Source organism: Nocardia sp. NPDC059154 (genome assembly GCF_042755705.1).
In the GTDB taxonomy this organism is placed as follows: domain Bacteria; phylum Actinomycetota; class Actinomycetes; order Mycobacteriales; family Mycobacteriaceae; genus Nocardia.
The window spans coordinates 233,122-255,731 of record NZ_JBHZCS010000001.1 but is presented as its reverse complement, the minus strand read 5'-3'; the positions used below and the strand labels follow the sequence as shown (position 1 = coordinate 255,731).

Below are 22,610 nucleotides of genomic sequence, written 5' to 3'. Positions count from 1 at the left end.
GCGAATTCCCTTAACAACATCCAACTTTCATCACATCGCCCGAATTTCCCCATTCCCCGCAACTCGCACCACGAATCTTCATCCCGGACTTGCACTTTCACTCATACCCCCATCCGCAATCACATGCCTGTCATTTCCACCCGACATCGAATTCGCCGCCCCGCCCGCCGTGCAGGCCGGACCACATCGAACGGTCGCGTCGATCGTCCGCAGCTGCGCGCGCAGTACCGTCGCGGCGAGCGCATACGGCGGCAGATCGGCTTCCGGGTCGTCGTCCGGGCTGTCGAACACGTCGAGATCCGCCATCAGCGCCGCACGCTCCCGACGCGCCCGCCGATCCAGCGCCGCCTCCACCTGCCGGCGAAACTCCCACGGCGACAGCCGCTCCGTGACGCCGGGCAGGTCCGCGCCGGCCAACTGCTGCGCCACGGCCGTCCGATCGCCCGGGAGCAGGTCGATGACCTCCGCGGTCTCCCCACCGTCATGGAGCATCCAGACCAGGAAGGTATGGATGCGGTCCGCGCGTTCGAAACTGCCGACGAGCACCGAAGCGCCGATGGCAGTCGAGCGGGTGCACGCGACCGCCCGCAGCGGGGCGGCCGACCGGACGGACCAGCCCGGCACGCTCACCCCCTGCGCCTCGAGCCGATCCGCCGCGGCTCGTGCCGCACGCGACAGCTCGGCGGTCGAGAGCCGGGCCAGGGCGCGCAGCGTGCCCAAGGCATCCGAGGTCGCCCGCTCCTCGAGCACGAGCACAGCCCACGCGCCGAACAGCTTGGCGAAGCCTAGATCCTCGTCGCCCCCGGCGAGCAGATCGGCGACCAGGAATTCGACCTCCAGGGGATCGGTGTCGTCCCCCAACTCGGCAGCGTCCGCCAGCACACGGTCGATCGGCTCCCGCAGATCGAACCCCTGTCCGTCGAACGGGGCGAACTCATCCTCGTGCGATACGAGCGCCCGCTCCGGCCGTGGCCCGCCGCCACGCCCGCCCTTGTGCTTTCGACCCCCACGGCCCCGCTTCGATTTCCCCATACCGAGGACTATCCGCCCGTACCCCGGCCAACACACCGCGAAGCGAAACTTTGCACCCCCGAACCAAAAAGAAGTTCGCCCTTCACTTTTCGTGCCCGCTCACGCTGCGGCAGAACGCGCCGCCGGCCACCGGCCGGTGGTTGGACGATGCAGCCGACGCACATGGTCCGGCCCGCGTGCACGGGACGCTTCCGAAGGCCGAAACGGCCGAGACCGCACACCAGTTGGTGGAACGGCGTCAGCGCGGTCGCTTGTCAGCGCTCGGCCGACCGGGTGTGTGCACCACCGGTTCGGGACGAGTCAGTCGCCGCAGCAGCCTTCGGGGTCGGGAACGGTGCGGACCTCGCGGGTCTGGGCATTGCGGGCGGCCAGGTCGGCGTCGTCGGGGTAGTCGACCGCGATCAGCGACAGGCCGTGGGCCGGGGCCACGGTGACAGAGCTCGAGCGCTCACGCTCGTTCAGCAGACCGGCGATCCAGACGGGCGTGCGGCGGCCTTCTCCCACGGCCAGGACACCGCCGACCAGGCTCCGGACCATGGACCAGCAGAAGGCGTCGGCGCTGACATAGGCGGTCAGCAGGTCGCCCTCCTGGACCCAGTCGAAGCGCTGCAGTTCGCGGATGGTGGTCGCGCCCTCACGGCGGCGGCAGAAGGCGGCGAAATCGTGCAGGCCCAACAGTTTTCGGGACGCCTCACGCATGGCCTCGACATCGGGGCCCGGGCGGCAGGGGACGACACTGCGCGCCCGAAGCGGTTCCGCGCCAAAGGGAGCCGTGGTCAGACGGTAGGCGTAGTGGCGGCGGATGGCGGAGAAGCGGGCGTCGAACTCGGGCGGCGCGAGGCGGGCCGCCTTGACGCGCACATCCTTCGGCAGGAAGCGCGCCAGCCGGTGCACCAGCTTGGGGCCGTCCACCTCGGTCTGCGTATCGAAGTGCGCGACTTGACCTTCCGCGTGCACGCCCGCGTCGGTGCGCCCGGCCACGGTGAGCTGGATGGGCTCGCGCTGCACCTTGCTCAGCGCATCCTCCAGGACGCCCTGCACGGTGCGCAGGCCGGGCTGGCGCGCCCAGCCGGTGAAATCGGTGCCGTCGTAACTGATGTCCAGCCGTACCCGAATCGAAACCGGTTCGGGCGTCGGATCCTCCACGGTCACAGCGATCTCCTGGTTAACATGGAGAAAGCCCGCCGACCCGGAGGGGACGGCGGGCTCACTCATGGAATCTCACCCTCGGGGTTTCAGAGGATGCCCCTGAAACCCCTTGTCGAGTCCGAAGGACCGGATCTACTCCGCGGCCTTGTCCTCGGCGACAGCCTCTTCGGCCGGAGCCTCGGCGACAGCCTCTTCGGCCTTGGCCTCGGCCGGAGCCTCGGCAGCCTTCTGCGAAGCGGCGACACGACGGGCACGGTCGGCCTCGTTGGTCACGGTCTTCTCGCGGACCAGCTCGATGATCGCCATCGGAGCGTTGTCACCCTTGCGGGGGATGGTCTTGATGATGCGGGTGTAGCCACCCTCACGGCCCTCGAACGAGGGACCGATCTCCGCGAACAGGGCGTGCACGACGTCCTTGGAGCGGATCACCTTCATGACCTCGCGACGGTCGGCCAGGGTGCCGCCCTTCGCCTTGGTGACAAGCTTCTCGGCGTAGGGGCGCAGCGCCTTGGCCTTGGCCTCGGTGGTCGTGATGCGACCGTGCTCGAAGAGCGCCGTCGCCAGGTTGGCGAAGATCGCCTTCTGGTGCGACGCCGTCCCGCCGAAGCGGGCACCCTTCTTGGGCTTGGGCATTGTTTGAATCTCCTGTGTTGAAGGCCGATTCGGGGCGCTACACCCCGAATGACCTAAAGCTGTTCGGTCTCGGCGTAGTCCTGCTCGCCGTTGTCGGTGTCGCTGAACGAACCGCTGTCGCTCCAGGTGCCGCTGGCCGCGTCGTAGCCGACGACGGAGGACGGATCGAAGGAAGCCGGAGAATCCTTGAGGGACAGGCCGAGCGAGTGCAGCTTGACCTTGACCTCGTCGATGGACTTCTGACCGAAGTTGCGGATGTCCAGCAGGTCCGACTCGGTGCGGGCGACCAGCTCGCCGACGGTGTGCACGCCTTCACGCTTGAGGCAGTTGTACGACCGCACGGTGAGATCCAGGTCCTCGATCGGCAGGCCGAACGAAGCGATGTGGTCCGCTTCGGCCGGCGAGGGGCCGATCTCGATGCCCTCGGCCTCGACGTTCAGCTCGCGCGCGAGACCGAACAGCTCGACCAGGGTCTTGCCCGCCGACGCCAGCGCATCCCGCGCGGAGATCGAGTTCTTGGTCTCGACATCCAGGATGAGCCGGTCGAAGTCGGTGCGCTGCTCGACACGGGTGGCCTCGACCTTGTACGTCACCTTCAGAACCGGCGAGTAGATCGAGTCAACCGGAATCCGGCCGATTTCCGCACCCGACGCCTTGTTCTGCACGGCCGGGACGTAGCCGCGACCGCGCTCGACCACGAGCTCGATCTCCAGCTTGCCCTTGTCGTTCAGGGTGGCGATGTGCATATCCGGGTTGTGCACGGTCACGCCCGCCGGGGGGACGATGTCACCGGCGGTGACGGTGCCCGGGCCCTGCTTGCGCACGTACATGGTGACCGGCTCGTCCTCTTCGGACGACACGACCAGGCCCTTCAGGTTCAGGATGATGTCGGTGACATCCTCCTTCACGCCCGGGACGGTGGTGAACTCGTGCAGCACGCCGTCGATGCGGATGCTGGTGACAGCGGCACCAGGAATCGACGACAGCAGCGTGCGGCGCAGCGAGTTGCCGAGGGTGTAACCGAAGCCCGGCTCCAGCGGTTCGATGGTGAACCGCGACCGGTTCTCGGACACGACCTCTTCGGTCAGCGTCGGTCGCTGTGAAATCAGCATTTCTTCCTCCTTCGAGCGCCCACCATTTGACGCTCACGATTGGGAACTGTTGCGGCCCTGGCGGTTACACCGGGGCCGCAACCAGCGGCGCGCGTACGCGCACCTATTACTTCGAGTAGAACTCGACGATCAGCTGTTCCTGCAGCGGAACATCGATCTGCGCACGCTCGGGGAGCTGGTGCACCAGGATCCGCAGGCGGCCGGGAACGACCTGCAGCCAGCCCGGGATCGGGCGATCGCCGACGGTCTCACGCGCCACCTGGAAGGGGTACATGGCCAGCGACTTCGGCTTGACATCGATGATGTCGTACTGCGAGACCTGGAAGCTGGGCACATCGACCTTCACACCGTTGACGGTGAAGTGGCCGTGCGAGACCAGCTGGCGGGCGCCACGACGGGTACGGGCCAGACCGGCGCGGTACACGACGTTGTCCAGACGAGCCTCGAGCAGACGCAGCAGGTTGTCGCCGGTCTTGCCCTTCTGGCGGTTCGCCTCTTCGTAGTACTTGCGGAACTGCTTCTCCATGACGCCGTACGAGAAGCGAGCCTTCTGCTTCTCCTGCAGCTGCATGAGGTACTCGGATTCCTTGATCCGCGCGCGGCCGTGCTGGCCGGGCGGGTAAGGACGACGCTCGAACGCCTGGTCGCCTCCGACGAGGTCGACACGCAGACGACGCGACTTGCGGGTAATGGGGCCTGTATAACGAGCCATTGTTCTGTACCTTTTCCTTCCCGCTTAGACGCGACGCCGCTTGGGCGGACGGCAGCCGTTGTGCGGCTGCGGGGTGACATCGGAGATCGTGCCGACCTCCAGGCCCGCGGCCTGGAGCGAACGGATCGCGGTCTCGCGGCCCGAACCCGGGCCCTTCACGAAGACGTCGACCTTCTTGACGCCGTTCTCCTGCGCCTTGCGGGCAGCGTTCTCGGCGGCCAGCTGCGCGGCGAACGGGGTCGACTTACGCGAGCCCTTGAAACCGACGTGGCCGGAGGACGCCCAGGAGATGACGTTGCCTTCGGGGTCGGTAATGGACACGATCGTGTTGTTGAACGTGCTCTTGATGTGCGCGTGGCCGTGCGGGATGTTCTTCTTATCCCGGCGACGCGACTTCTGAGTCTTCTTCGGGCCCGAGGCCCGGCTCTTCGGAGGCATGCGCTATCCCTACTTCTTCTTGCCGGCGACGGTCTTCTTCGGACCCTTGCGCGTGCGGGCGTTGGTCTTGGTCCGCTGGCCACGCACAGGCAGGCCACGACGGTGGCGGATGCCCTGGTAGCAGCCGATCTCGATCTTGCGACGGATGTCGGCCTGCACCTCGCGGCGCAGGTCACCCTCGACCTTGAAGTCCTGCGACTCGATGTAGTCGCGGAGCTTGGTCAGGTCGTCATCGCTGAGGTCCTTGGAACGCAGGTCCGGGCTGACGCCGGTAACGTCCAGGATCTCCTTGGCGCGGGTACGGCCGATGCCGAAGATGTAGGTCAGCGCGATCTCCATGCGCTTTTCGCGCGGGAGGTCGACGCCCATCAGACGTGCCATGGTTGGCGATTCCTTACTTTTGCGGAGGTCTGCTCCCTGTCCGTCCCCTCGTGAGTGGGGCCCCGGCCTCCGTACCGGGGGTGGGCCGCCATCCGTCCCCTACGGGACTCGGCGACGGCGACTGGCGCTGGGAGTTCTTCTTTGTTGCCAATCCGAACCGCGTTCGGTGCTTGGCGGTGAGCGACCGGGGGCGTGAAGAATCCACTGTCCCGGCGATCACGGCACGAGGCCGCAATCAGCCCTGACGCTGCTTGTGGCGCAGGTTCTCGCAGATCACCATGACCCGACCGTGGCGGCGGATCACCTTGCACTTCTCGCAGATCGGCTTGACGGACGGCTGAACCTTCACGTCAGATCCAATCTGGGTCGGTGTTCACTGGCCGTGAACACAGTTTTTCCCCGGCCGGTTTGACCGGGGAAAACCCGGGACTCGCGCCCCGGAAGTCTTTGGCACCCGCGGGGGTGACTCACTTGTAGCGGTAGACGATGCGGCCGCGGGTCAGGTCGTAGGGCGACAGCTCCACGACGACGCGGTCCTCGGGCAGGATGCGGATGTAGTGCTGCCGCATCTTGCCGCTGATGTGGGCCAGCACCTTGTGACCGTTTTCCAGCTCGATCCGGAACATCGCGTTGGGCAACGGCTCGATAACCCGGCCCTCGACCTCGATGGCCCCTTCCTTCTTCGCCATATCCTCCGCGATCCCGGTTAGGCTGAACCTGGTTGGTTCAAGCTCATTACGGCAGGTCGGCCCCGAAGTTGGTGGTGCATTGCGGCCAACCCGGTGACATACTCACTGGAGGCGGCACTAGGACATGCCACAACCACTATGTAAGTCACCAGCGACCTAGCTTACCCGTTTCCCCAGACCCGGCCAAATACGGGTGCCGTGACGTGCCCCGCTGTGCACGGCGGATGCCACCGGTTGCGCGCAGCGCCCCACCGGGCGGACGAGATACGCCGGGCGCACACCCGTCGGAGATCGCTAAACTACGCGCTGTCCTGCACGCTCAATCGAACACCGGGGGTAGATGTGAGTCGCGAGAACGACGGACTCCCAATGCTCCCCCCCTGGCTCTCCGAGAGCGACGTCGCCGCAACCGGTTACGAGGCTCCCGTCGAGAACCTCCCCCAGGACGAGGTCATCCCCGAGCAGAAGGGCGGCCGCGGCCTCTTCGGCCGGCGCAAGCCTCGCAAGGACGCGCCACCCGAGCCCACCGCCCAGCCGCCCGCCGCGAGTCCCGCCCCCACCTCCGGTGGCGCCGAGCCGAATCCGTGGGCCTCGCAACCGGCCACCCCGATGCCGATCCGCGACCCCGGCACCCACTTCAACCTTCCGCACCGCGGCGACCAGTCGGGCAGCGCCAACCAGCAGTCCAACGGACACAACACACGACCGCCCCAGCCCAATGGCCACGGCCCGGCACAACCGCCGAATGGCCAAACCCCGACCCAGCTCCCGCAGAACGGCCAGCGCCCTGCGCCCGGGCCGCACAACGGGCAAGGCTCGACGCCGCCCAACGGTCAAGGCTTCGGCGGCGCACCGCATCCCGGCCAGGCACCCGACCTTCCGCAGGGGCCTCGCTTCGATATTCCTCCAGCTAATGGAGGGCAACCCGTACACCCGGCCGCCCCGGAATCGGCTCGCCCGGGCCCTCATTCGGGCCCACTCGGACCCACGCCCGGTCCGCAGTTCTCGCCCCCGCCGACGCCTCCGGTTGATCCGACGCAGCGCATCGCCAGCGCCGAACCGGCTCGGCCGGCCCCGCATTCGGGTCCGCTGGGACCGGTGCAGGGTCCGCAATTCTCGACGCCGCCCACGCCGCCCGCCGAGCCCGTGGATCCGGCCGAGCTGTCCGCTCCGGCGCAACCGCAGCAGGCGAAATCCGACTTCACCCCGCCGCCACTGCCGTCTTCGCCGAACTCACCACAGGGCCCGAGCGCAGCTGAGTCGCATCCGAGGGGCGCCTCCCTTGCCGGTGCATCGGCCGCGGGTAATCCCGGCCCGGCCGACCCCGCGCGCCCCCCGGCGGATCCGACCACCCGGGCGCCGCTCCCGCCCTCGCCCGGTGAAGTCGACTCGGCCGCAAACGATCCGGCGCTCCGCGCCGCGCGCCCGCCGCTGCCCCCGGCCCCCGGCGAAGCCGATACCGCAGCCGATCCGGCCGACGCCACGACCAAAATGGCGCACCCGCCCCTGCCCCCGGCTCCGGGCGACCTGGACGCGACCGGCTCCGGCATCATCGCCCCGGCCGGTCTGACCGGCGCGCCCGCCGACGGCGAACAAGCCGACCCGAACACCGCTTTCGACCAGTCGATGACCCCGGGCCGTCACCGCGCCACAGAAGTCCCACTCCCGCAGCCATCGGACCCCCACCCCGGCGACCCCGTACCCCCTGCACCGCAAGGGAATTCCACCCCGCCCACCCCCGGCCAGAACGACAACCGCCCGCCCCTGCCCCAGATTCCGGGTCCCGGCGCGCAGATGTCCGGCAATGGCGGCCAGTGGATGCCGCCCTCGCCACCGGTTCCGGGCCCCTTCCCGGGCGCACAGGCGATGCCGCCGGCAGCGGATTCCGGGCTTCCACCGATGCAGCCGACTCCAGGGTTCGCGGCGGGTCCTGTTCCGCCGCAGCCGACTCCGTGGGGGCAGGCACCGGGGCCGAATTTCACCCATCCTGATGGTTCGTCCGGCAACCGCGATGGGGATGCGAACCCCTGGGCGAACGTACCCGTGTCCGAGGCAGCAGCTGCGGGTCTGAACGGCCCGCAGGCGTATGGTCCGGGCCGTCCCGATTCGGGGATGCCGCCGATGCAGCAGACCCCGGGATTCCCGGCGAGCGCTGTTCCGCCGCAGTTGAATCCTTGGGCGCAGGGGCCGGATGGGCCGATGCCGGGTGGCGCGGACGCCACCAACCCGGACGCGAATCCTTGGGCGAACGCGCCCATGTCCGAGGCGGCAGCCGCCGGGTTGACCGGGCCGCACGCCGGTGGTCCGGGAGCGCAGGGCATGGGTGCTGGCGGGCAAATGCCCTGGGCCGCACCGGGACAGGAACAGGGCGCTGTTCACCCGAACGGATCCGGGCCGGATGCGGGCAGTGTGCCCGGCGGCTCGGGACAGCAAGGGTTCGGTGGGCCGGGGAGCCAGAGTGCGCCGGGTCAGCCGGAGGCAGCGGTTCCCGGGCAGTACGGCATGGCGCCGGGACAGGCCGGTGCTCCCGGGCAGTACGGTGTCTCGACGCCGGGGCAAGCCGGGGCTCCGGGCCAATATGGTGTCGCGGCTCCCGGGCAAGCCGGGGGTCCGGGACAGTACGGTGTGCCGGCTTCCGGGCAGCCGGGGGTCGGCGGGCCGGGCGCCTGGGGTGGGGGCGGGCCGCGCGGGTTTGCCGGTGGTCCGGTGCCGTCGCTGGATGATGTGCCGATGCGACGGGCCAAGAAGGCTCCGGAGTCGGGGTGGCGGCGGGCCGTGCACCATATGTCCGGTGGCGCCATCAATCCCGGGATGTCGGCGGAGGAGCGGCGGCTGCAGGAGTTGGTCGCGCGGATCCGGCAGCCGGTGCGCGGGGATTACCGGATCGCGGTGCTGTCGCTGAAGGGCGGCGTCGGGAAGACGACGACCACCATGGGGTTGGGCTCGATCTTCTCTTCGATTCGCGGGGACCGGGTGATCGCGGTCGACGCGAATCCGGACTTCGGGACGTTGTCGCAGCGGGTGCCGCTGCAGACCCGGTCGACAGTGCGGGATCTGTTGCTGGACGAGCAGATTCAGCGGTATTCGGATGTGCGCCGCCACACTTCGCAGGGCAGCAGCCGCCTGGAGGTGCTGGCCAGTGAGCGGGATCCGGCGGCGTCGGAGGCGTTCAGCGAGGAGGAGTACCGCGCGGTCGCGCGCATTCTGCAGCGCTTCTACAACATCATCCTCACCGACTGCGGTACCGGCCTGATGCATTCGGCCATGGCGGGTGTGCTGGATCTGGCGCACTCCCTGGTGCTGATCTCGTCCTCGGCCATCGATGGCGCGCGCAGTGCCGCCGCCACCCTGGACTGGCTGTCGCTGCACGGCCACGATCATCTGGTCCGCAATGCCGTGGTGGTGATCAACCTGCCGCGCCCGGGCGCCCCCAATGTCGGCATCAATCAGCTGCGCGACTATTTCCTGTCGCGTTGCCGCGCAGTGCACATCATCCCCTACGACGCGCATCTGGGTGAGGGCGCGGAGATCGATCTGCACCGTCTGAGCAAGCCCACCAAACGCGCGTATGTCGAGCTGGCGGCCACCGTCGCCGACGATTTCGGGGCCGACCACCGGCACTATCGGGGCTGAGCCGGGGCCGGTTCCGAATCCGTTCGCGGGCAGTGGCTTCGGCCGGGACGGCTGCGCATGACACGGCACCGGCCGGGTGCTAGTTTGTGGCTCGATCGCGCCGCTCGCCTCGGTGCGATGCGGGTTTTGCACGTACGGCCGGCCCACCGCTGACCGGTGGGTGAGAGGAACGCATGCGTCTGAGGTCCGGGCGATGGTGCGCCGCCGGAATGGGTGCCGCCGTGCTGGTCCTGGCCACCGCGTGCGGGAACGACGGCGGTGCACCGGATTACGGGCCGTACGCGATCCATGGCGACGATGACTTCGATCGGCAGCCGAGCCGGATCCGCGGGATCTTCGCCGAGTCGGTTCGGCTGGCGGATCACATCGTCTTCGCGACCGATATCGATCCCGACCTGACGACGGTGCGCGGCGGTGGGATCTCGGCCGACGATCGCGGCTTCCACGAGACCGCGCTCTCGCCGCAGCAGCGGGCGGCGGCGCGCCCCTTCGGGGTGGCCGGTTCCTTCGGTATCGCGGCCGCGAACCGTCCCGCCGGTGACGGTCCACCGCAGAAGTATCTGGCGGTGTCGCTCACGGCATTTCGCGACGAGCGGTCGGCGACGGCAGCCGCGGCGGAGATGGCCCGGGTCGATTTCGCGGCGAGTCCCGACAACGCGCCGGTCGGGGTGGACGGCTTCCCGGCCGCCCTGAGTCATTGGCGGCCGGGCGTCCCTTCGCTGGGCAGTCTCATGGCGTGGAAGAACGTGGTGATCCGGGTGTACGCCGAGCTGCCGGATCCCGATCTGAGCCGGATGGTCGACGTGGTCACCACCACCTATCGCAAGCAGGTGGCCGGGCTGGCCGGCTTCGACACCTCCCCCGTTCCGGATCCGGCCACGGTGCCACTCGATCCGGACGGCCTGCTGACCCGGCTGGTGCGCACCGGTGATCCGCTGGCCGACCCGAAGACGTTCGCCGCCTTCGGGGTCCGCGCCTTCTCGGCGCTCTCACCGGAGCCACCGCACACTTTCGGCAAATATTCCGGCAGCGGCGTGACGGCGCTGGCGGTGTCCCACAACAAGTACCTGTATCGGATGCGGGATTCGAAGGCCGCCGCACAGTACGGCCGAGACCTCGCCGCCGACCCTGAGAATTCGGAGTACACCTGGATGCGTAATGTCCGCGGCCTGACCGCCGCAACCTGTTCGCAGGCGACCCGCCCGGACCCGAAATCCGTGCAGGCCCGCCGCTATCGCTGTGTGGTGGCGCGCGACGGGTATGTGGCCGTGGTCTACAGCAATACCGAGACCGATGTCCGGCAGCTGGCGGCGGCGCAGTACGCGATCATGGGAGGTCCGCGATGAAGGCACTGCTGCCCGACGATCCGCGCTGGATCGGCCCGCACCATATGATCGCCGTCATCGGCACCGGCGATATGGGCCGGGTGCTGCTGGGCCGCACACCCACCGGAAAGCTGGTGGCGGTCAAGCAGATTCACCGCTCGCAGACCGTGGATATGGAGTTCCGGGCGCGCTTCCAGCGGGAGCTGGAGACCACCAAGCAGCTGACCGGACCCTATACGGCGGCCGTGGTGGACAGTGACGCGGATGCCGAACGCCCCTGGCTTGCCACCGAATACCTGCCGGCGCCGGATCTCGCGACGGTCGTTGCGGCCTGCGGTCCGCTGCCGCTGCCGGGCCTGCGCCTGCTGGCGATCGGCCTGGCCACCGCCCTGATCGAGGTGCACCGGGCGGTGCTGGTGCACCGGAATCTCAAGCCCGGCAATGTCCTGCTGATGCCCGAGGGCCCGCGCATCATCGATTTCGGCATCACCCGGGCACGCGATGGCGAGGGCGCTTCGGACGCCGTCGCCGACGCCGCGCCCTACGTGGCCCCCGAGCAGGCCGGGGGCGAGCCGGTGACCTCCGCCGTCGACATCTACGCGGTCGGCATGCTGCTGGTCCTGGCCGCCACCGGATCCATATCCGCCACACCGGATCTGCAGGCGGTCCCGCATGCGCTGCGCAAACTGGTGGAGTCCTGCCTGGCGCCCGATCACGCGCATCGCCCGTCGGCGCGTCAGCTGCTGGAGCAGGCGGAGCGCATTCCCGCGGAATCGGCGTGGCCGCAACCGGTGCTGGAGTTCATCGAGACGCATCGAGCAGATGCCGAGTGGTGGGCTTCCAGCGGTGAGCAGGAGACCCGCTATCGGGATCAGCTGGCGCGCTTGGCCGGTCGACGGCGGCGCACGATCGGCTGGGCGGCGGCGGCCGTCACCGGCCTGGTGGTGGTGAGCGGCACGCTGGCGGGGCTGAGCCGGTCGTCGCAGACCGACGGCCATGCGCAGCCGCGCACGGACCCGTCACTGGACTTGACGGCCATGGAATTGCGGCTGCTGGACTTCTGCGCGGTCATCGACAAGGCGGTGCCCGGCAAGCTCGGCACGCGCACCGGTGATCCGCAAGCCTCGCCCGAGGGCGGCTGCGGCACCACCGTGGTCGATTCGACGCAGCGCAAGGTCCACTACAACCTGGACATTCCCGACCACGCCATCGGTGTGGACCAGTTGACGCCGACGGGCCGGACTGCCGGCTGGGGCCCGATCCTCAGCGCCGGAGCTGCGGACAACAAATGCGACACCGTGCTGGTGACCCAGTCCGGCGGGAAGGTGCCGCTGCGGATGTCGGCCGAGGAGCTGGACCCCGCGGCCCAGCCGGAAACCGCCTGCACCGCGGCGGAGGACGCGCTGACCGCCGTCGCGCAGCAGCTCACCTCGTATGTGCCGCAGCGGACGGTCCCGTCGAATTCGATTCTGCGCGTGGACCCGTGTTCGGTGGTGCAGGACAGCACGATTCGGGAGATGGTCGGCGATATCGCCGACCATCAGCGCGCCCCGCACGCCTGCGCGACCATCGGCCGGGACGGCTGGGTCCGCGTCGACCTGGTCGACCAGAGCCGTCCCGATCAGGGCGAGTGGACCTACGAAACCCTGCAGGCCGGCGAATTCACCGCGTACGTCACCGGCGCACGCTCCAGCAACGACTGCTACCTCAGTTATCTGGTGCGGCCCACGGATAAAGGCAATGCCGAGCAACTGAAGCTCACGGTGTCCGATCTGTCGAATTCACCAGATGCGTGCGGCAAGGCCGTGAAACTGCTCGACGAGGCCATCCGACAACTGCCGAAGTAGCCATCTCCGCGCACTCCAATTGCAAATGATCTTTCGCGCGGAACATGGCGGTCCGGGCCGCCCTCGGGCCCGGACCGCACAGTTGTTTCGTTATTACCAGGCGGGCAGCCGCCGCCGACCGGCGAGCACATCACGAACGAGATCGTCGTAAGCGTCCGACAATTCGGCTAAATGGTGCCAAGCGCCGTGTAGCATTTCATCATTCGCGTCAAGGGTCATCAACGCGTGATGAGCCCGAACCGAAGCCTCTGCGAGGCGATCGATGACCGAACCGACCGTTTCGGTGTGCAGGGTCGCACCCAGCCGATGCTGGGGAACCGAGCGCACGATCCAGTCGTCGATGGCCATGACCAATTCGATTCGGCGGCGCTTTGTTTCGACGATCGAGGTGGGATCGGTTTCCGGACCGATACCGCCGCGCCCGACCAGCCGCCGCTCGTGCAGCACCGCGAGATCATGGGCGAACCACAGCAGGGGTCCGCCGATCACCCGGTGACCGCGACAAGCGCGCAGTAGTAGGTCGGAGGTCGGCAATAGGCCGGCAGCCAAGGGCTGCGCCTCCATATCCGCATACGAAGCGGACACGTCGGGCAATGCCACAACGACCGTGTTTGATGTCTCCGAACCTGCCACGTTGCCTCGCGTTCTTCGACGTATAACAACACCGCATTCAGGACGTTCATTACAATAAACCTCAGAATGCTGGTGTCAAGCCTTACACGGCAGTAGTACTACCGGAGTAGACTTCTGAGCCTTGAAGCAACAACCGAGGAGCGAGATGGCGGACGGTCCGAGATATCAACGGATCGCAGACCTCCTCCGCGAGGAGATCCGCGCCGGCAAGTGGGAACCGGGCGATCGACTGCCGAGTCACAATGAGCTGGCCGACCAGATGCAGGTTTCGATTACGACTGCTCGCAACGCAATTCAACTCCTGGTTGCCGAAAATCTGGTTTACACAGCCACTTCCCGGGGCACCATCGTGCGCAGTCAGGAAGTGCTGGAATCCGTTGTCACCAACCATATTCGGCCGGACCGGCCGAAGGCGGCGCACGACATCTTCTCCGAGATCGCGCGCGCCGCGGGTCGGGAGCCGTCCAAACAGTTCAGCGCCAGAATGGAACCGGCCAGTCTGGAAGTGGCGCACTGGCTGGGTGTCGCGCGCGACGAGTGGGTCGTGTCGCGCACGATCATGCAGTATCTGGACAACGAGCCGTGGTCGTGGGAGGTCAGCTTCTATCCGCGAGATCTGGCCGAAGCCACCGGAATCGACGCACCGCACGACATTCCGGAGGGCACCACGCGGCGGCTCGCCGAACGCGGATTCGCCGAGACGGCCCATCGCGACACCATCGTCGCCCGACCCGCCACGGCCGAGGAGGCGGCGCTGCTGGGCGTGGGCCCGGGTACGCTACTGCTCGACCATCTCCGCATCGGAGCCAACCACGATCGCGTCACCCGAGTGACGCGCCATCGTTCCACAGCGGCCCGCAACCGATTGGCATACGAATTGGGCGATGACGAAGGAACGGACATTATTCGTAAAACTCTGGGCGCTCCATTTCCGTCCGGAAATTCCCATTCCTTCGGTAATTCCCGGCTACCCGGTTCGTCATGAAACCGCACCTGCGCCGCGCCCGCATCGCCGATCTTGGGACCATCACCCGGTTCCGGCTGCAACGTACGAGCTGGCTGGCGGCGCGCGGCAGTGACCAGTGGACCCGGGCCGGGCGAGGACTCCCCATCGAGACCTTCGTCCGGTTCGTGGCCCACGCGGTCCGCCAGGGCGAGACCTGGATCGCAGAGGTGGACGGCGAAGCGGCCGGCACCATCACCGTCAACGACCGCGCCGACGAAAACCTCTGGTCCCCCGGCGAACTCGCCGACGCCGTGATCATCCACTACATGATCGTCGACCTCCGCTTCGCCGGAACCCGCGTCGGCGAAGCCCTCCTGGCGCACGCCGCCCACCTGGCCCGCGAACAGCACCGCACCTGGGTCCGCCTCGACGCCTGGACCACCAACACCGACCTCCATGCCTACTACCGCCGCGCCGGCTTCCACCTCGCCCGCATCGCCGGCCCCGAAGCCACCGGCCCCTCCCGAGCCCTCTTCGAACGCCCCACCGCAGCCTGGCCCCATCCCGTCACGACGCGCCCAACCCTCACCCTGGCGGCAGGCGAAACCACACGCTTCCCCCTGAACACGGACCCCACCACCATCTGGTCCCTCAGCCACAACCCACTCCTGCGTACCCTCCCCGGCGCGATCACCGAGCCGGGGACGGCGCCCACATAGCCCTGCGGCTACTGCATCTCAGCGACGCAGTTTCGGATCGTCACCGGCGTAGAAGCTTTCGGCGAGGTCGCGCGTCCGCAGACACCGTGCTGTGGACGGCGACGATGTCCGGATGGTCGCGATCTGCTTCGCGGTCGAAGCGGGCACGGAATTCGGGTCCTCGGCGAGGTGGGGCCAGAGGGCGTCGCGGCGGGGCAGGGCGGGGTGGGCGGCCAGGTGGACCGTGCCCATTCCGCCGCTGCCGAGCGCGCGTTCGATGCGGTGGCCGCCGGGTATCGAGCCGGGGCCGATGTTCATGCGACTTCCTTGTGCGCCACCTGGTTACAGCGCGGGGAGGTCGGCGATTTGGATCATTTCGTCGCCGCGGGAGCGGGACCAGAGGATGCCGCGGCCGGGTGGGAGGCGCATGGGGCGGATGTCGCCGATTAGTTTGCCCTCGTCCCGGGAGCCGCTCATGAGGAGGGCGGGGACCGACAGGTTCTTCATCGAGCCCAGGACCTGGTCGTAGAGGGCTCGGGAGATGCCACCCATATTGCGCGAGATGATGACGTGCAGGCCGATGTCGCGGGCCTGCGGTAGGAGCTCCACCAGGGCGCCCAGGGGGTTTCCGCCCGCGACGACCATGTCGTAGTCGTCGACCACGACGTAGATCTCCGGGCCGGTCCACCAGTCGCGGTCGCGCAGCTGCTGGGGGGTGATGTCGGAGCCGGGAATGCGCTTGGAGAGGTAGTTGACTACTTCCTTGATCATGCCGCCACAGGTCTGCGAGGAGGTGGAATACCCGGCCAGCTGGTCGCCTTCCAGTACACCCAGCAGAGTTCGGCGGTAGTCGATGAGGATGACGCGGGCCGTGTCGGCGTTGGAGCTCTCGGCCAGGCCGCGAATGATGTTGCGCAGCACCGTGGTCTTACCCGATTCGACTTCGGAGAAGACCATGAAGTGCGGGTCGGAGCTGAAATCCAGGACGATCGGCTGCAGTTCGGATTCGCCGATGCCGATGACCACCTTGGTGGGGCTCTGCTGAATTCCGTGCCGGCGGGCCAGTTCCAGCGCCTGTTCGCGGGGCACGCTACCGGGCAGCGTGCGAACGGCGGGTGCGCGGCGTTCGCCCCAGATGGCCTGCATCTCGGTGCGCGCGGCGGCCACCCCCTCGGCCAGATTCTGGACGTTGGTGTCGGAGTCCAGGCGCGGCATGGCAATGAGCATGTGCAGCTGGTCCGCGGTGAGACCGCGACCGGGCCGGTTGAGCGGGACGTTCACCGCGACGCGGCGGCCCATCTCGGAGTCGGAGGGGTCACCCAGGCGCAGCTCGATGCGGGTACCGATCATGTCCTTCACCGAGGCCCGGATCTCGCCCCAGCGGTTCGCGCCCAGGATCACGTGGATGCCGTACGAAAGACCCTGGGCGGCAAGCTGTCCGACCACCGGCTCCAGGCTGTCGAATTCCTCGCGGACGACCTGCCAGTTGTCGATCACCAGGAACACGTCGCCGAATCGGTCGGCCAGTACCGGGTCGTCGGTGCGGTCCGAGGCCAGCGCGGCGTGCTTGCGCCGCCGGAATTCGGCCATGGATTCGATACCCTGGGCGGCAAAGCGCTCTTCGCGTTCGCGCAGCAGGGTGGCGAGTTCGGCGATGGTGCGCCGCACCTTGTCGGAGTCGAGCTTGCCGGCGACCGAACCCACGTGCGGCAGGCCGACCAGACCCGCCATGGAGCCACCACCGAAGTCGAGGCAGTAGAACTGCGCCTGTTCGGGCGTGTGCGTGGCCGCCGCGGACATGATGATGGTGCGCAGCGTGGTGGACTTGCCGGACTGCGGGCCGCCGACCACGGCGACATTGCCCTGCGCCCCGGCGAGATTGATGGTGAGCACGTCGCGGCGCTGCTCATAGGGCTTGTCGATGATGCCGATCGGCATCCACAGCTGCCCGTGCCGGTTGACCGGCGACCGCCAGTCCGGATCCGGCAGCAGCATGTCCACGGTCGGCGACTCGTCCAGCGGCGGTAGCCAGACCTCGTGGGCCGGGCGGCCGTGACCGGTCAGGCGTTTCACGACTGTCTGGAGCAGGCTGTCGGGCAGGCCTTCGTCGCCCGTCGGCGGCGGGGGCGGCAGCAGGTCGAGCGGATCGAACGGGTTCTCCGGTTCGGGCTGCTCGAGGATTTCGACCATCGCGGCGGTGAATTCGCGCGGCGGCGCTTCGACGACGGTGGTGCCGTCCGCGGCTTGCCGGGCCGCCCGGGGCGCGACGTAGGGACCCGATACATAGGTCGCGTTGAACCGCAACGGATCCGAGGCGTCGCTCTTGAGGTAGCCGGAACCCGGAACACCGGGCAGGTGATAGGCGTCGGTGATGCCGAGCACCGCACGGGATTCGTTGGCCGAGAACGTACGCAGACCGATGCGATAGGACAGATGCGAGTCGAGGCCGCGCATCTTGTTCTCCTCCAGCCGCTGCGAGGCGAGCAGCAGGTGGACGTGGAGTGAGCGGCCCAGTCGGCCGATCATGACGAACAGATCCGCGAAATCCGGCTTCTGCGAGAGCAATTCGGAGAACTCGTCGATGACCACGAACAGCGCGGGCAGCGGGTCGAGCGGCACGCCGGCGGCGCGGGCCTTCTCGTACTCGTTGACATTGGCGAAGTTGCCCGCGGAGCGCAGCAGTTCCTGCCGCCGGTTCATCTCACCGGCGAGCGCGTCGCGCATACGGTCGACGAGCGAGAGCTCTTCTTCGAGGTTGGTGATGACCGCCGCCACGTGCGGCAGCGGGTCCATGCCGAGGAACGTCGCACCACCCTTGAAGTCGACCAGGATCAGGTTGAGCTGATCCGGCGAGTGCGTGGTGACCATCGAAAGAATCAGTGTGCGAAGGAATTCCGACTTTCCCGAGCCGGTGGCGCCGATGCAGAGACCGTGCGGACCCATACCGTTCTCGGCAGATTCCTTGATGTCGATCTCGACGGGCGTCCCGTCGGGGGTGATGCCGATGGGCACACGTAGTCGTTCGCGTCCGGCGCGCGGCCGCCACACCTTGGCCGGGTCGATCTGGGACGCGTCCGGGATCTTGAGCAGGTTCATCAGGCCGGGGTCTGCGGCGGAGGTGTTGTCGCCGAGGCTGACGATCTGCGCCGCGGTGGCGATGCGGAAGCGAGCCAGGCTGCGCGAGAACGCCTCCGCCTCGGCGAGGGTCACGCTGTCGGCATTGGCGAACTTCTCGGTGCCTGCCGCGCTCTTGGCGAACACCTCTCCCCCGACCGCGACGAGCTGCAGCCCGCGCCGCGCGGCCAGGCTGTTCTCGGCGGCGCTCAGGTCGATGACGGTGACCGCGTCCAGACCGGACTCGCTGATCAAACGCTCACTGCCGCTGACATATCCGTCGTCGATGATGACGACCAGGTGCATGCGCCCCTGCGTCGGTTGCGGATTGCGCATGAACCGCCCGCGCTCGAGCAGATCGTCGGCGAGCGCCGTCTCCAGCTCACCGAGCGAGCCGTAGATCATGCGGGCCGCGCCCATGCCGTCGCGCTGGCTCGAATGCTGCACGTGCGGCAGCCATTTCGCCCACGCCCAGGCCTCGCAGTCGGGTTCGGCCGTGACGATGGCGACGGCGACGTGGTCGGGGCCGTGGAACGCGGTGAGCTCCATGAGCATCGACCACACCAGCCCACGCACATCCTCGGCCGGTCCTTCGACATTGATGGCGGGGAAGGCGCGCAGCGACACCGCCGTCGGCAGGTGGTGCACCACGGAATGCGTTCGCACGAAACGACGCAACGCCACGGTGGAGACCGGTTCCAGATCCTCCAGCGGACCGGTTTCCGGCCGCGCCAGCTTGGCCGCGAGCCGATGCGTGCCGATGCCGACGCGCACATGCCCGAAGTCGGGATCGTTGGGCCGCCGCTCCCACATGCGCCGGGTGCCCACGATGGACGGCAGATCCGCCGGTTCCGGATGACTCCAGACCAGCGTCTCGAGCTGCTTCTGCCCGGTGCGCCGGACCTCGCGGCGGGTCTGATCGAGGTACCGGAAGTAGTCCTTGCGTTCCTCGTTCAGCTCCGAGGAGCTCTTGCTGCTGCCGCGCTGACCCATGAGCATGCCGGCCATCGACATGATCATCATCATCGGCATCATCATCATGTACGGGTTGGACAGCATCGACCGGCCCATCAGGCTCATCATGGCGAGCATGCCGATCATGGCGACCACCATGACGACCGGCATGAGCTTGCTCATGAGCGGCGCGGGCACCGGACGCGGAATCTCCGGCGGCGCGGTCAGCGCCATCTCACCGCCCGGGGCGCGGGGTGGGGCGATGCGGGGCCGGCGCACGAAACCTTCGGTAGCCATGGGTATTTCTCCGGTCGTTAGGAATCGAGGTCGGGTAGCTCGTCGTCGCGGCGGCGTCGCCGGAACGGAATCGACACGGCGAGACCGATTCCCAGCGCGGACAGACAGACGAGGGTTCCGACGGTGGCGACCAGCCGCGGCAATCGCGGTGGGCCGACAGGCTTTTGCGGTGTGGGGAAGGCCTGGGATTTCGCGGCCCCGACATGGATCGGCAGCTCGGGCGTGTCCGCGGTGAGCGTGCTCGCCGGGAACTGCGCGGTGAGGGCGGCGACCGGATCGATCAGGCCCGCGCCGACGCGGTCATCGCGGCCGGTGCCGGGCTGATGCGCGGTGAGCATGATCTGGTTCATCACCTGCCGCGCGGTCCAGTCCGGGTACTTCGCCCGCACCAGCGCCGCCAGGCCCGCCACGTACGGCGCCGCGAAACTGGTTCCGTTGATGGCCTTCTGGCCGGAGTCGAGCCCGGTGGCGTTGACCAGCCCGGTTCCGCCGGGCTTGTTGTCGAGCGAGACGATGTTGGTCCCGATCGCCGCGACACCGACCCACGGACCGTAGAGCGAGAAGCTGGAGGGTCCGCCGCTGGGATCGACCGAGGCGACCGCAAGCACGTACTTGTTGAACCAGGCCGGGCTGGAGATGGTCTTCACCTTGTCCCAGCTGGTCTTGGTATTGCTGTACTGGTCGTTCTGCGTTCCGCAGCCATTGGCCTGGTCCACATTGCCGGCGGCGACGACCACGACCACGTTCTGTTCGTAGGCGAAACGCACGGCGTCGCCGAGCGCGCTGTCCGCGGTGTCGCCTCCGGCGGCCGTGCAGGCGTCCTCGGAGATATTGATAACGGTCGCACCCATATTCACCGCGCGCACCACGGCCGCGGCGAGGGTCTGCATATTGCCGTACCCCGACTTGCTCATGCTGCCCGGCGTATCCCCGCCATTGGAGTCCTTGGCCTTGTAGGCGTCGCTGAGCTGACGGATCGACAGGATCTCCGCGTCCGGCGCGACTCCCACGAACGCGTCGTCCGCGCTGGGCTGAGCGGCGATGATGCCCGCGACCAGGGTGCCGTGGCCGTCGCAGTCCTCGGTGGTGCCGTCGCCGTCGGAGACGTAGTCCCCGCCGCCCTGCAGGTTCGCCAGCCGCGGATGCCGATTCACACCCGTGTCGATCACGGCGACCTTCTGCCCCGCGCCCCTGTGGTTCGGCCCCGGATTGGCCTGCCAGGCCCCGGGCAGGTCGAGCACCTTCTGCGCGACGGGTTCATCGCGCGGGGTGTCGCCCTTCAGCGACTGTTCGACGCAGACCGCGTTCTTCTGGGTCGGCACCGGTGGCGCGGGCTTGCCGGCCAGCCCCTGCGCATCCCCGATATGGGAGAGGTCAGGATCGGGCTGGGTGACGGTGGCCGCCGCGGTGCCCTGCGGCCCCAGCAACGCACCGCCGAGAATCGCCCCCGCACACAGTGTTCGCGCCCAGTTTCCAGGACGCCGACTCATATGTTCCGAGCCGTCGAGTAGACGTCCATGATCCACAGCACCAACGGGACGATCGACACGATCAGGCCGTATTCGAACAGCTCGTTGAAGCGCCGGGTGACCGGGGTGACCTCGACGTGCGGGCCGATGACGCCGAATCCGATGGCCCCCACCGCGAATACCAGCAGCAGCCCGGCGGAGACGAGCAGCATCCCGTTGTCGGACAGTGCCAGCAGCACCGCCAGACCGATGAAAGTGACACAGCCGCTGACGATCAGCGTGGCGGCCTGGGTGAGATCGGCGAACGAGCGTCCGCGCAGGCAGAGAATGATCGAGATGACGACGGCCAGGGCGATGCCCTGCCAGCGGTCGGAGTGCAGCGGATCGGCCGTGCCGAGCGCACCGGCGACGGCGCCCAGCGCACTGCCGATGACGATGCCGGTCTGGAACTGATTGGCGGTACGGGCACGCTGCCCGAGCCCGTGTGCGGAGGGCAGCACGGTCGCGCCGATGGCGCCGATGCCCTCGATGGTGGGGCGGGGTTCGTGGTCGGCCGGATCGATGGCGGCGCCGGCGGTGGGCACCGGCGGCACGGGTAGTCGTGCCAGCATGGCGGCCAGCCGCGGCACCATCGACAGCACGATGATCGACGCGACCAGTACGCCCGCAGCCACTTTCGGCACCCCGGCATCCCAGATCATGCGCACGGCCGCGCCGATTCCGGAGAGGATCACCACGGTCACGACGGCGGACACCACCGCGGCGCCGGCCCCGATGATGCGGTAGCCGACCACGGCGAGCAGCAGGGTCGCGGCCGCGCCGAGCATGAGGTGCGGACTGCCCACCGAGCCGGGCACGGCCAGCGCCGCGCCGCCGAAGGTGAGCAGCAGCATGCACAGCGTGAGCACGGTCGCGGTCAGCTCGTCGGCGTACTTGCGCATGGCGATGGCGGCGGCGACCAGCGCGGCGATGGCGCCGCCCAGCAGCAGCGGCGGCGCGACGAACTTGTCACCCCCGGATCGCGAGATCAGGCCCAGCACAACCGCGAACGCGACCGCGGCCACACCCGCCACCAGTCCGGTCCACCGTGCGGCGGTCACGGACCAGCTGCGGAACTCCTCGGCCGTGAGCCTCGACACAGCGTCGATGACATCGTCGAACAGCGCGGGCGCTTCCTTGGCGGAAACCGCCCGCAGCACCAGCAATTCGCCGTCGTATATCTCGGCGTCATTGAGCGTCTGGCTGGGCGCGATCATGTCGCGTCCCAATTTGGCCAGTGTCCAATGCTGCGACTGGAGTGGCGTTCCCCCCTCCTCACCGCCGATCGGGTCCGGATTGCGGGATTCGATGAGGCGCACCAGATCACCGATGAAGGCGGCGATCGGAACGTTGGCCGGCAGACCGACGTCGAGCTGGGTATTCCCCCCGATGACGGACACACGGCACAATTCGGGTTCAGCCGCCCGCGGGCCGCTGATCGACTGTGCTGTCACTAGCTGAACTGCTCCCCTGTAGCTCTCAACAGTTGCCCGCCCAGGGCGGTTAACC

Annotated in this window: 19 protein-coding genes; 5 read left to right on the top strand and 14 right to left on the bottom strand. The window is 68.1% G+C overall.

Annotated elements, in window-relative coordinates; all coding sequences use genetic code 11:
* Positions 1-78: 78 nt before the first annotated feature.
* The 9 genes from ACFXN1_RS00940 to infA all read right to left on the bottom strand — a co-directional run bounded on the left by ACFXN1_RS00940 (position 79) and on the right by infA (position 6,146).
* A complete protein-coding gene (locus ACFXN1_RS00940) occupies positions 79-1,032 on the bottom strand; it encodes a hypothetical protein (RefSeq protein ID WP_379435714.1) in 954 nt (317 codons plus the stop codon).
* A gap of 300 nt (positions 1,033-1,332) precedes the next feature.
* Positions 1,333-2,247, bottom strand: coding sequence for a tRNA pseudouridine(38-40) synthase TruA (gene truA, locus ACFXN1_RS00935; protein WP_379435716.1), 915 nt, complete (start codon positions 2,245-2,247; stop codon positions 1,333-1,335).
* A 66-nt stretch (positions 2,248-2,313) separates the two neighbouring features.
* Positions 2,314-2,814 (bottom strand): 50S ribosomal protein L17, encoded by a 501-nt coding sequence (gene rplQ / locus ACFXN1_RS00930; RefSeq protein ID WP_379394634.1) that lies wholly within the window; start codon positions 2,812-2,814, stop codon positions 2,314-2,316.
* 53 nt (positions 2,815-2,867) lie between these two features.
* Positions 2,868-3,926 carry a DNA-directed RNA polymerase subunit alpha gene (locus ACFXN1_RS00925; RefSeq protein ID WP_040855475.1) on the bottom strand — a complete coding sequence of 353 codons (1,059 nt, stop codon included), beginning with the start codon at positions 3,924-3,926 and terminating at the stop codon, positions 2,868-2,870.
* Between the two features lie 106 nt (positions 3,927-4,032).
* Positions 4,033-4,638: a 30S ribosomal protein S4 gene (gene rpsD, locus ACFXN1_RS00920; protein ID WP_213557958.1), complete on the bottom strand. Its 606-nt coding sequence runs from the start codon at positions 4,636-4,638 to the stop codon at positions 4,033-4,035.
* 24 nt (positions 4,639-4,662) lie between these two features.
* The gene (rpsK, locus tag ACFXN1_RS00915) at positions 4,663-5,076 is read right to left on the bottom strand and encodes a 30S ribosomal protein S11 (protein WP_040855472.1); all 414 of its coding nucleotides are present in this window, start codon (positions 5,074-5,076) and stop codon (positions 4,663-4,665) included.
* 9 nt (positions 5,077-5,085) lie between these two features.
* On the bottom strand, positions 5,086-5,457 hold the full coding sequence (gene rpsM, locus ACFXN1_RS00910; RefSeq protein WP_040855471.1) for a 30S ribosomal protein S13: 372 nt from the start codon (positions 5,455-5,457) through the stop codon (positions 5,086-5,088).
* Between the two features lie 235 nt (positions 5,458-5,692).
* Positions 5,693-5,806, bottom strand: coding sequence for a 50S ribosomal protein L36 (gene rpmJ, locus ACFXN1_RS00905; protein WP_033085975.1), 114 nt, complete (start codon positions 5,804-5,806; stop codon positions 5,693-5,695).
* Positions 5,807-5,924: 118 nt separating this feature from the next.
* Complete coding sequence (gene infA, locus ACFXN1_RS00900; RefSeq protein ID WP_040804562.1) at positions 5,925-6,146, bottom strand: translation initiation factor IF-1; 222 nt, start codon at positions 6,144-6,146, stop codon at positions 5,925-5,927.
* 369 nt (positions 6,147-6,515) lie between these two features.
* Between infA and ACFXN1_RS00895 the strand changes: the two genes are divergently transcribed.
* From ACFXN1_RS00895 to ACFXN1_RS00885, 3 genes are all read left to right on the top strand, one after another.
* On the top strand, positions 6,516-9,779 hold the full coding sequence (locus ACFXN1_RS00895) for an AAA family ATPase (RefSeq protein ID WP_379435718.1): 3,264 nt from the start codon (positions 6,516-6,518) through the stop codon (positions 9,777-9,779).
* Positions 9,780-9,952: 173 nt separating this feature from the next.
* Positions 9,953-11,125 (top strand): hypothetical protein, encoded by a 1,173-nt coding sequence (locus ACFXN1_RS00890; protein WP_379435719.1) that lies wholly within the window; start codon positions 9,953-9,955, stop codon positions 11,123-11,125.
* Positions 11,122-12,951 carry a protein kinase gene (locus ACFXN1_RS00885; protein WP_379435721.1) on the top strand — a complete coding sequence of 610 codons (1,830 nt, stop codon included), beginning with the start codon at positions 11,122-11,124 and terminating at the stop codon, positions 12,949-12,951. Before ACFXN1_RS00890 ends, ACFXN1_RS00885 begins: the two co-directional genes overlap by 4 nt.
* A gap of 93 nt (positions 12,952-13,044) precedes the next feature.
* Here ACFXN1_RS00885 and ACFXN1_RS00880 read toward each other — a convergent pair whose 3' ends face one another.
* The gene (locus ACFXN1_RS00880; protein WP_354830395.1) at positions 13,045-13,398 is read right to left on the bottom strand and encodes a DUF4254 domain-containing protein; all 354 of its coding nucleotides are present in this window, start codon (positions 13,396-13,398) and stop codon (positions 13,045-13,047) included.
* A gap of 331 nt (positions 13,399-13,729) precedes the next feature.
* On the opposite strand from ACFXN1_RS00880, the gene ACFXN1_RS00875 reads away from it, so the two are divergent.
* Together ACFXN1_RS00875 and ACFXN1_RS00870 are read left to right on the top strand one after the other, a co-directional pair.
* Positions 13,730-14,569, top strand: coding sequence for a GntR family transcriptional regulator (locus ACFXN1_RS00875; protein WP_379394624.1), 840 nt, complete (start codon positions 13,730-13,732; stop codon positions 14,567-14,569).
* Positions 14,566-15,249 carry a GNAT family N-acetyltransferase gene (locus ACFXN1_RS00870; protein WP_379394622.1) on the top strand — a complete coding sequence of 228 codons (684 nt, stop codon included), beginning with the start codon at positions 14,566-14,568 and terminating at the stop codon, positions 15,247-15,249. The genes ACFXN1_RS00875 and ACFXN1_RS00870 overlap by 4 nt, the downstream gene beginning before the upstream one ends.
* Before the next feature lie 18 nt (positions 15,250-15,267).
* Here ACFXN1_RS00870 and ACFXN1_RS00865 read toward each other — a convergent pair whose 3' ends face one another.
* From ACFXN1_RS00865 to eccD, 4 genes are read right to left on the bottom strand one after another with little or no spacing between them, the layout of a single operon-like run.
* A complete protein-coding gene (locus ACFXN1_RS00865; RefSeq protein ID WP_379435722.1) occupies positions 15,268-15,546 on the bottom strand; it encodes a hypothetical protein in 279 nt (92 codons plus the stop codon).
* A gap of 24 nt (positions 15,547-15,570) precedes the next feature.
* Positions 15,571-19,593 (bottom strand): type VII secretion protein EccCa, encoded by a 4,023-nt coding sequence (eccCa, locus tag ACFXN1_RS00860; RefSeq protein WP_379463461.1) that lies wholly within the window; start codon positions 19,591-19,593, stop codon positions 15,571-15,573.
* Positions 19,594-19,610: 17 nt separating this feature from the next.
* A complete protein-coding gene (mycP, locus tag ACFXN1_RS00855) occupies positions 19,611-21,083 on the bottom strand; it encodes a type VII secretion-associated serine protease mycosin (protein WP_379437249.1) in 1,473 nt (490 codons plus the stop codon).
* Complete coding sequence (gene eccD / locus ACFXN1_RS00850; protein WP_379437250.1) at positions 21,080-22,501, bottom strand: type VII secretion integral membrane protein EccD; 1,422 nt, start codon at positions 22,499-22,501, stop codon at positions 21,080-21,082. The genes mycP and eccD overlap by 4 nt, the downstream gene beginning before the upstream one ends.
* Between the last annotated feature and the right edge of the window lie 109 nt (positions 22,502-22,610).

Bases quoted from the DNA above. Each gene is read 5' to 3' on its own strand.
- ACFXN1_RS00940 (WP_379435714.1), bottom strand. From the start codon at position 1,032: ATGGGGAAATCGAAGCGGGGCCGTGGGGGTCGAAAGCACAAGGGCGGG.
- truA (WP_379435716.1), bottom strand. From the start codon at position 2,247: ATGAGTGAGCCCGCCGTCCCCTCCGGGTCGGCGGGCTTTCTCCATGTT.
- rplQ (WP_379394634.1), bottom strand. From the start codon at position 2,814: ATGCCCAAGCCCAAGAAGGGTGCCCGCTTCGGCGGGACGGCGTCGCAC.
- ACFXN1_RS00925 (WP_040855475.1), bottom strand. From the start codon at position 3,926: ATGCTGATTTCACAGCGACCGACGCTGACCGAAGAGGTCGTGTCCGAG.
- rpsD (WP_213557958.1), bottom strand. From the start codon at position 4,638: ATGGCTCGTTATACAGGCCCCATTACCCGCAAGTCGCGTCGTCTGCGT.
- rpsK (WP_040855472.1), bottom strand. From the start codon at position 5,076: ATGCCTCCGAAGAGCCGGGCCTCGGGCCCGAAGAAGACTCAGAAGTCG.
- rpsM (WP_040855471.1), bottom strand. From the start codon at position 5,457: ATGGCACGTCTGATGGGCGTCGACCTCCCGCGCGAAAAGCGCATGGAG.
- infA (WP_040804562.1), bottom strand. From the start codon at position 6,146: ATGGCGAAGAAGGAAGGGGCCATCGAGGTCGAGGGCCGGGTTATCGAG.
- ACFXN1_RS00895 (WP_379435718.1), top strand. From the start codon at position 6,516: ATGCTCCCCCCCTGGCTCTCCGAGAGCGACGTCGCCGCAACCGGTTAC.
- ACFXN1_RS00890 (WP_379435719.1), top strand. From the start codon at position 9,953: ATGCGTCTGAGGTCCGGGCGATGGTGCGCCGCCGGAATGGGTGCCGCC.
- ACFXN1_RS00885 (WP_379435721.1), top strand. From the start codon at position 11,122: ATGAAGGCACTGCTGCCCGACGATCCGCGCTGGATCGGCCCGCACCAT.
- ACFXN1_RS00875 (WP_379394624.1), top strand. From the start codon at position 13,730: ATGGCGGACGGTCCGAGATATCAACGGATCGCAGACCTCCTCCGCGAG.
- ACFXN1_RS00870 (WP_379394622.1), top strand. From the start codon at position 14,566: ATGAAACCGCACCTGCGCCGCGCCCGCATCGCCGATCTTGGGACCATC.
- ACFXN1_RS00865 (WP_379435722.1), bottom strand. From the start codon at position 15,546: ATGAACATCGGCCCCGGCTCGATACCCGGCGGCCACCGCATCGAACGC.
- eccCa (WP_379463461.1), bottom strand. From the start codon at position 19,593: ATGGCTACCGAAGGTTTCGTGCGCCGGCCCCGCATCGCCCCACCCCGC.
- mycP (WP_379437249.1), bottom strand. From the start codon at position 21,083: ATGAGTCGGCGTCCTGGAAACTGGGCGCGAACACTGTGTGCGGGGGCG.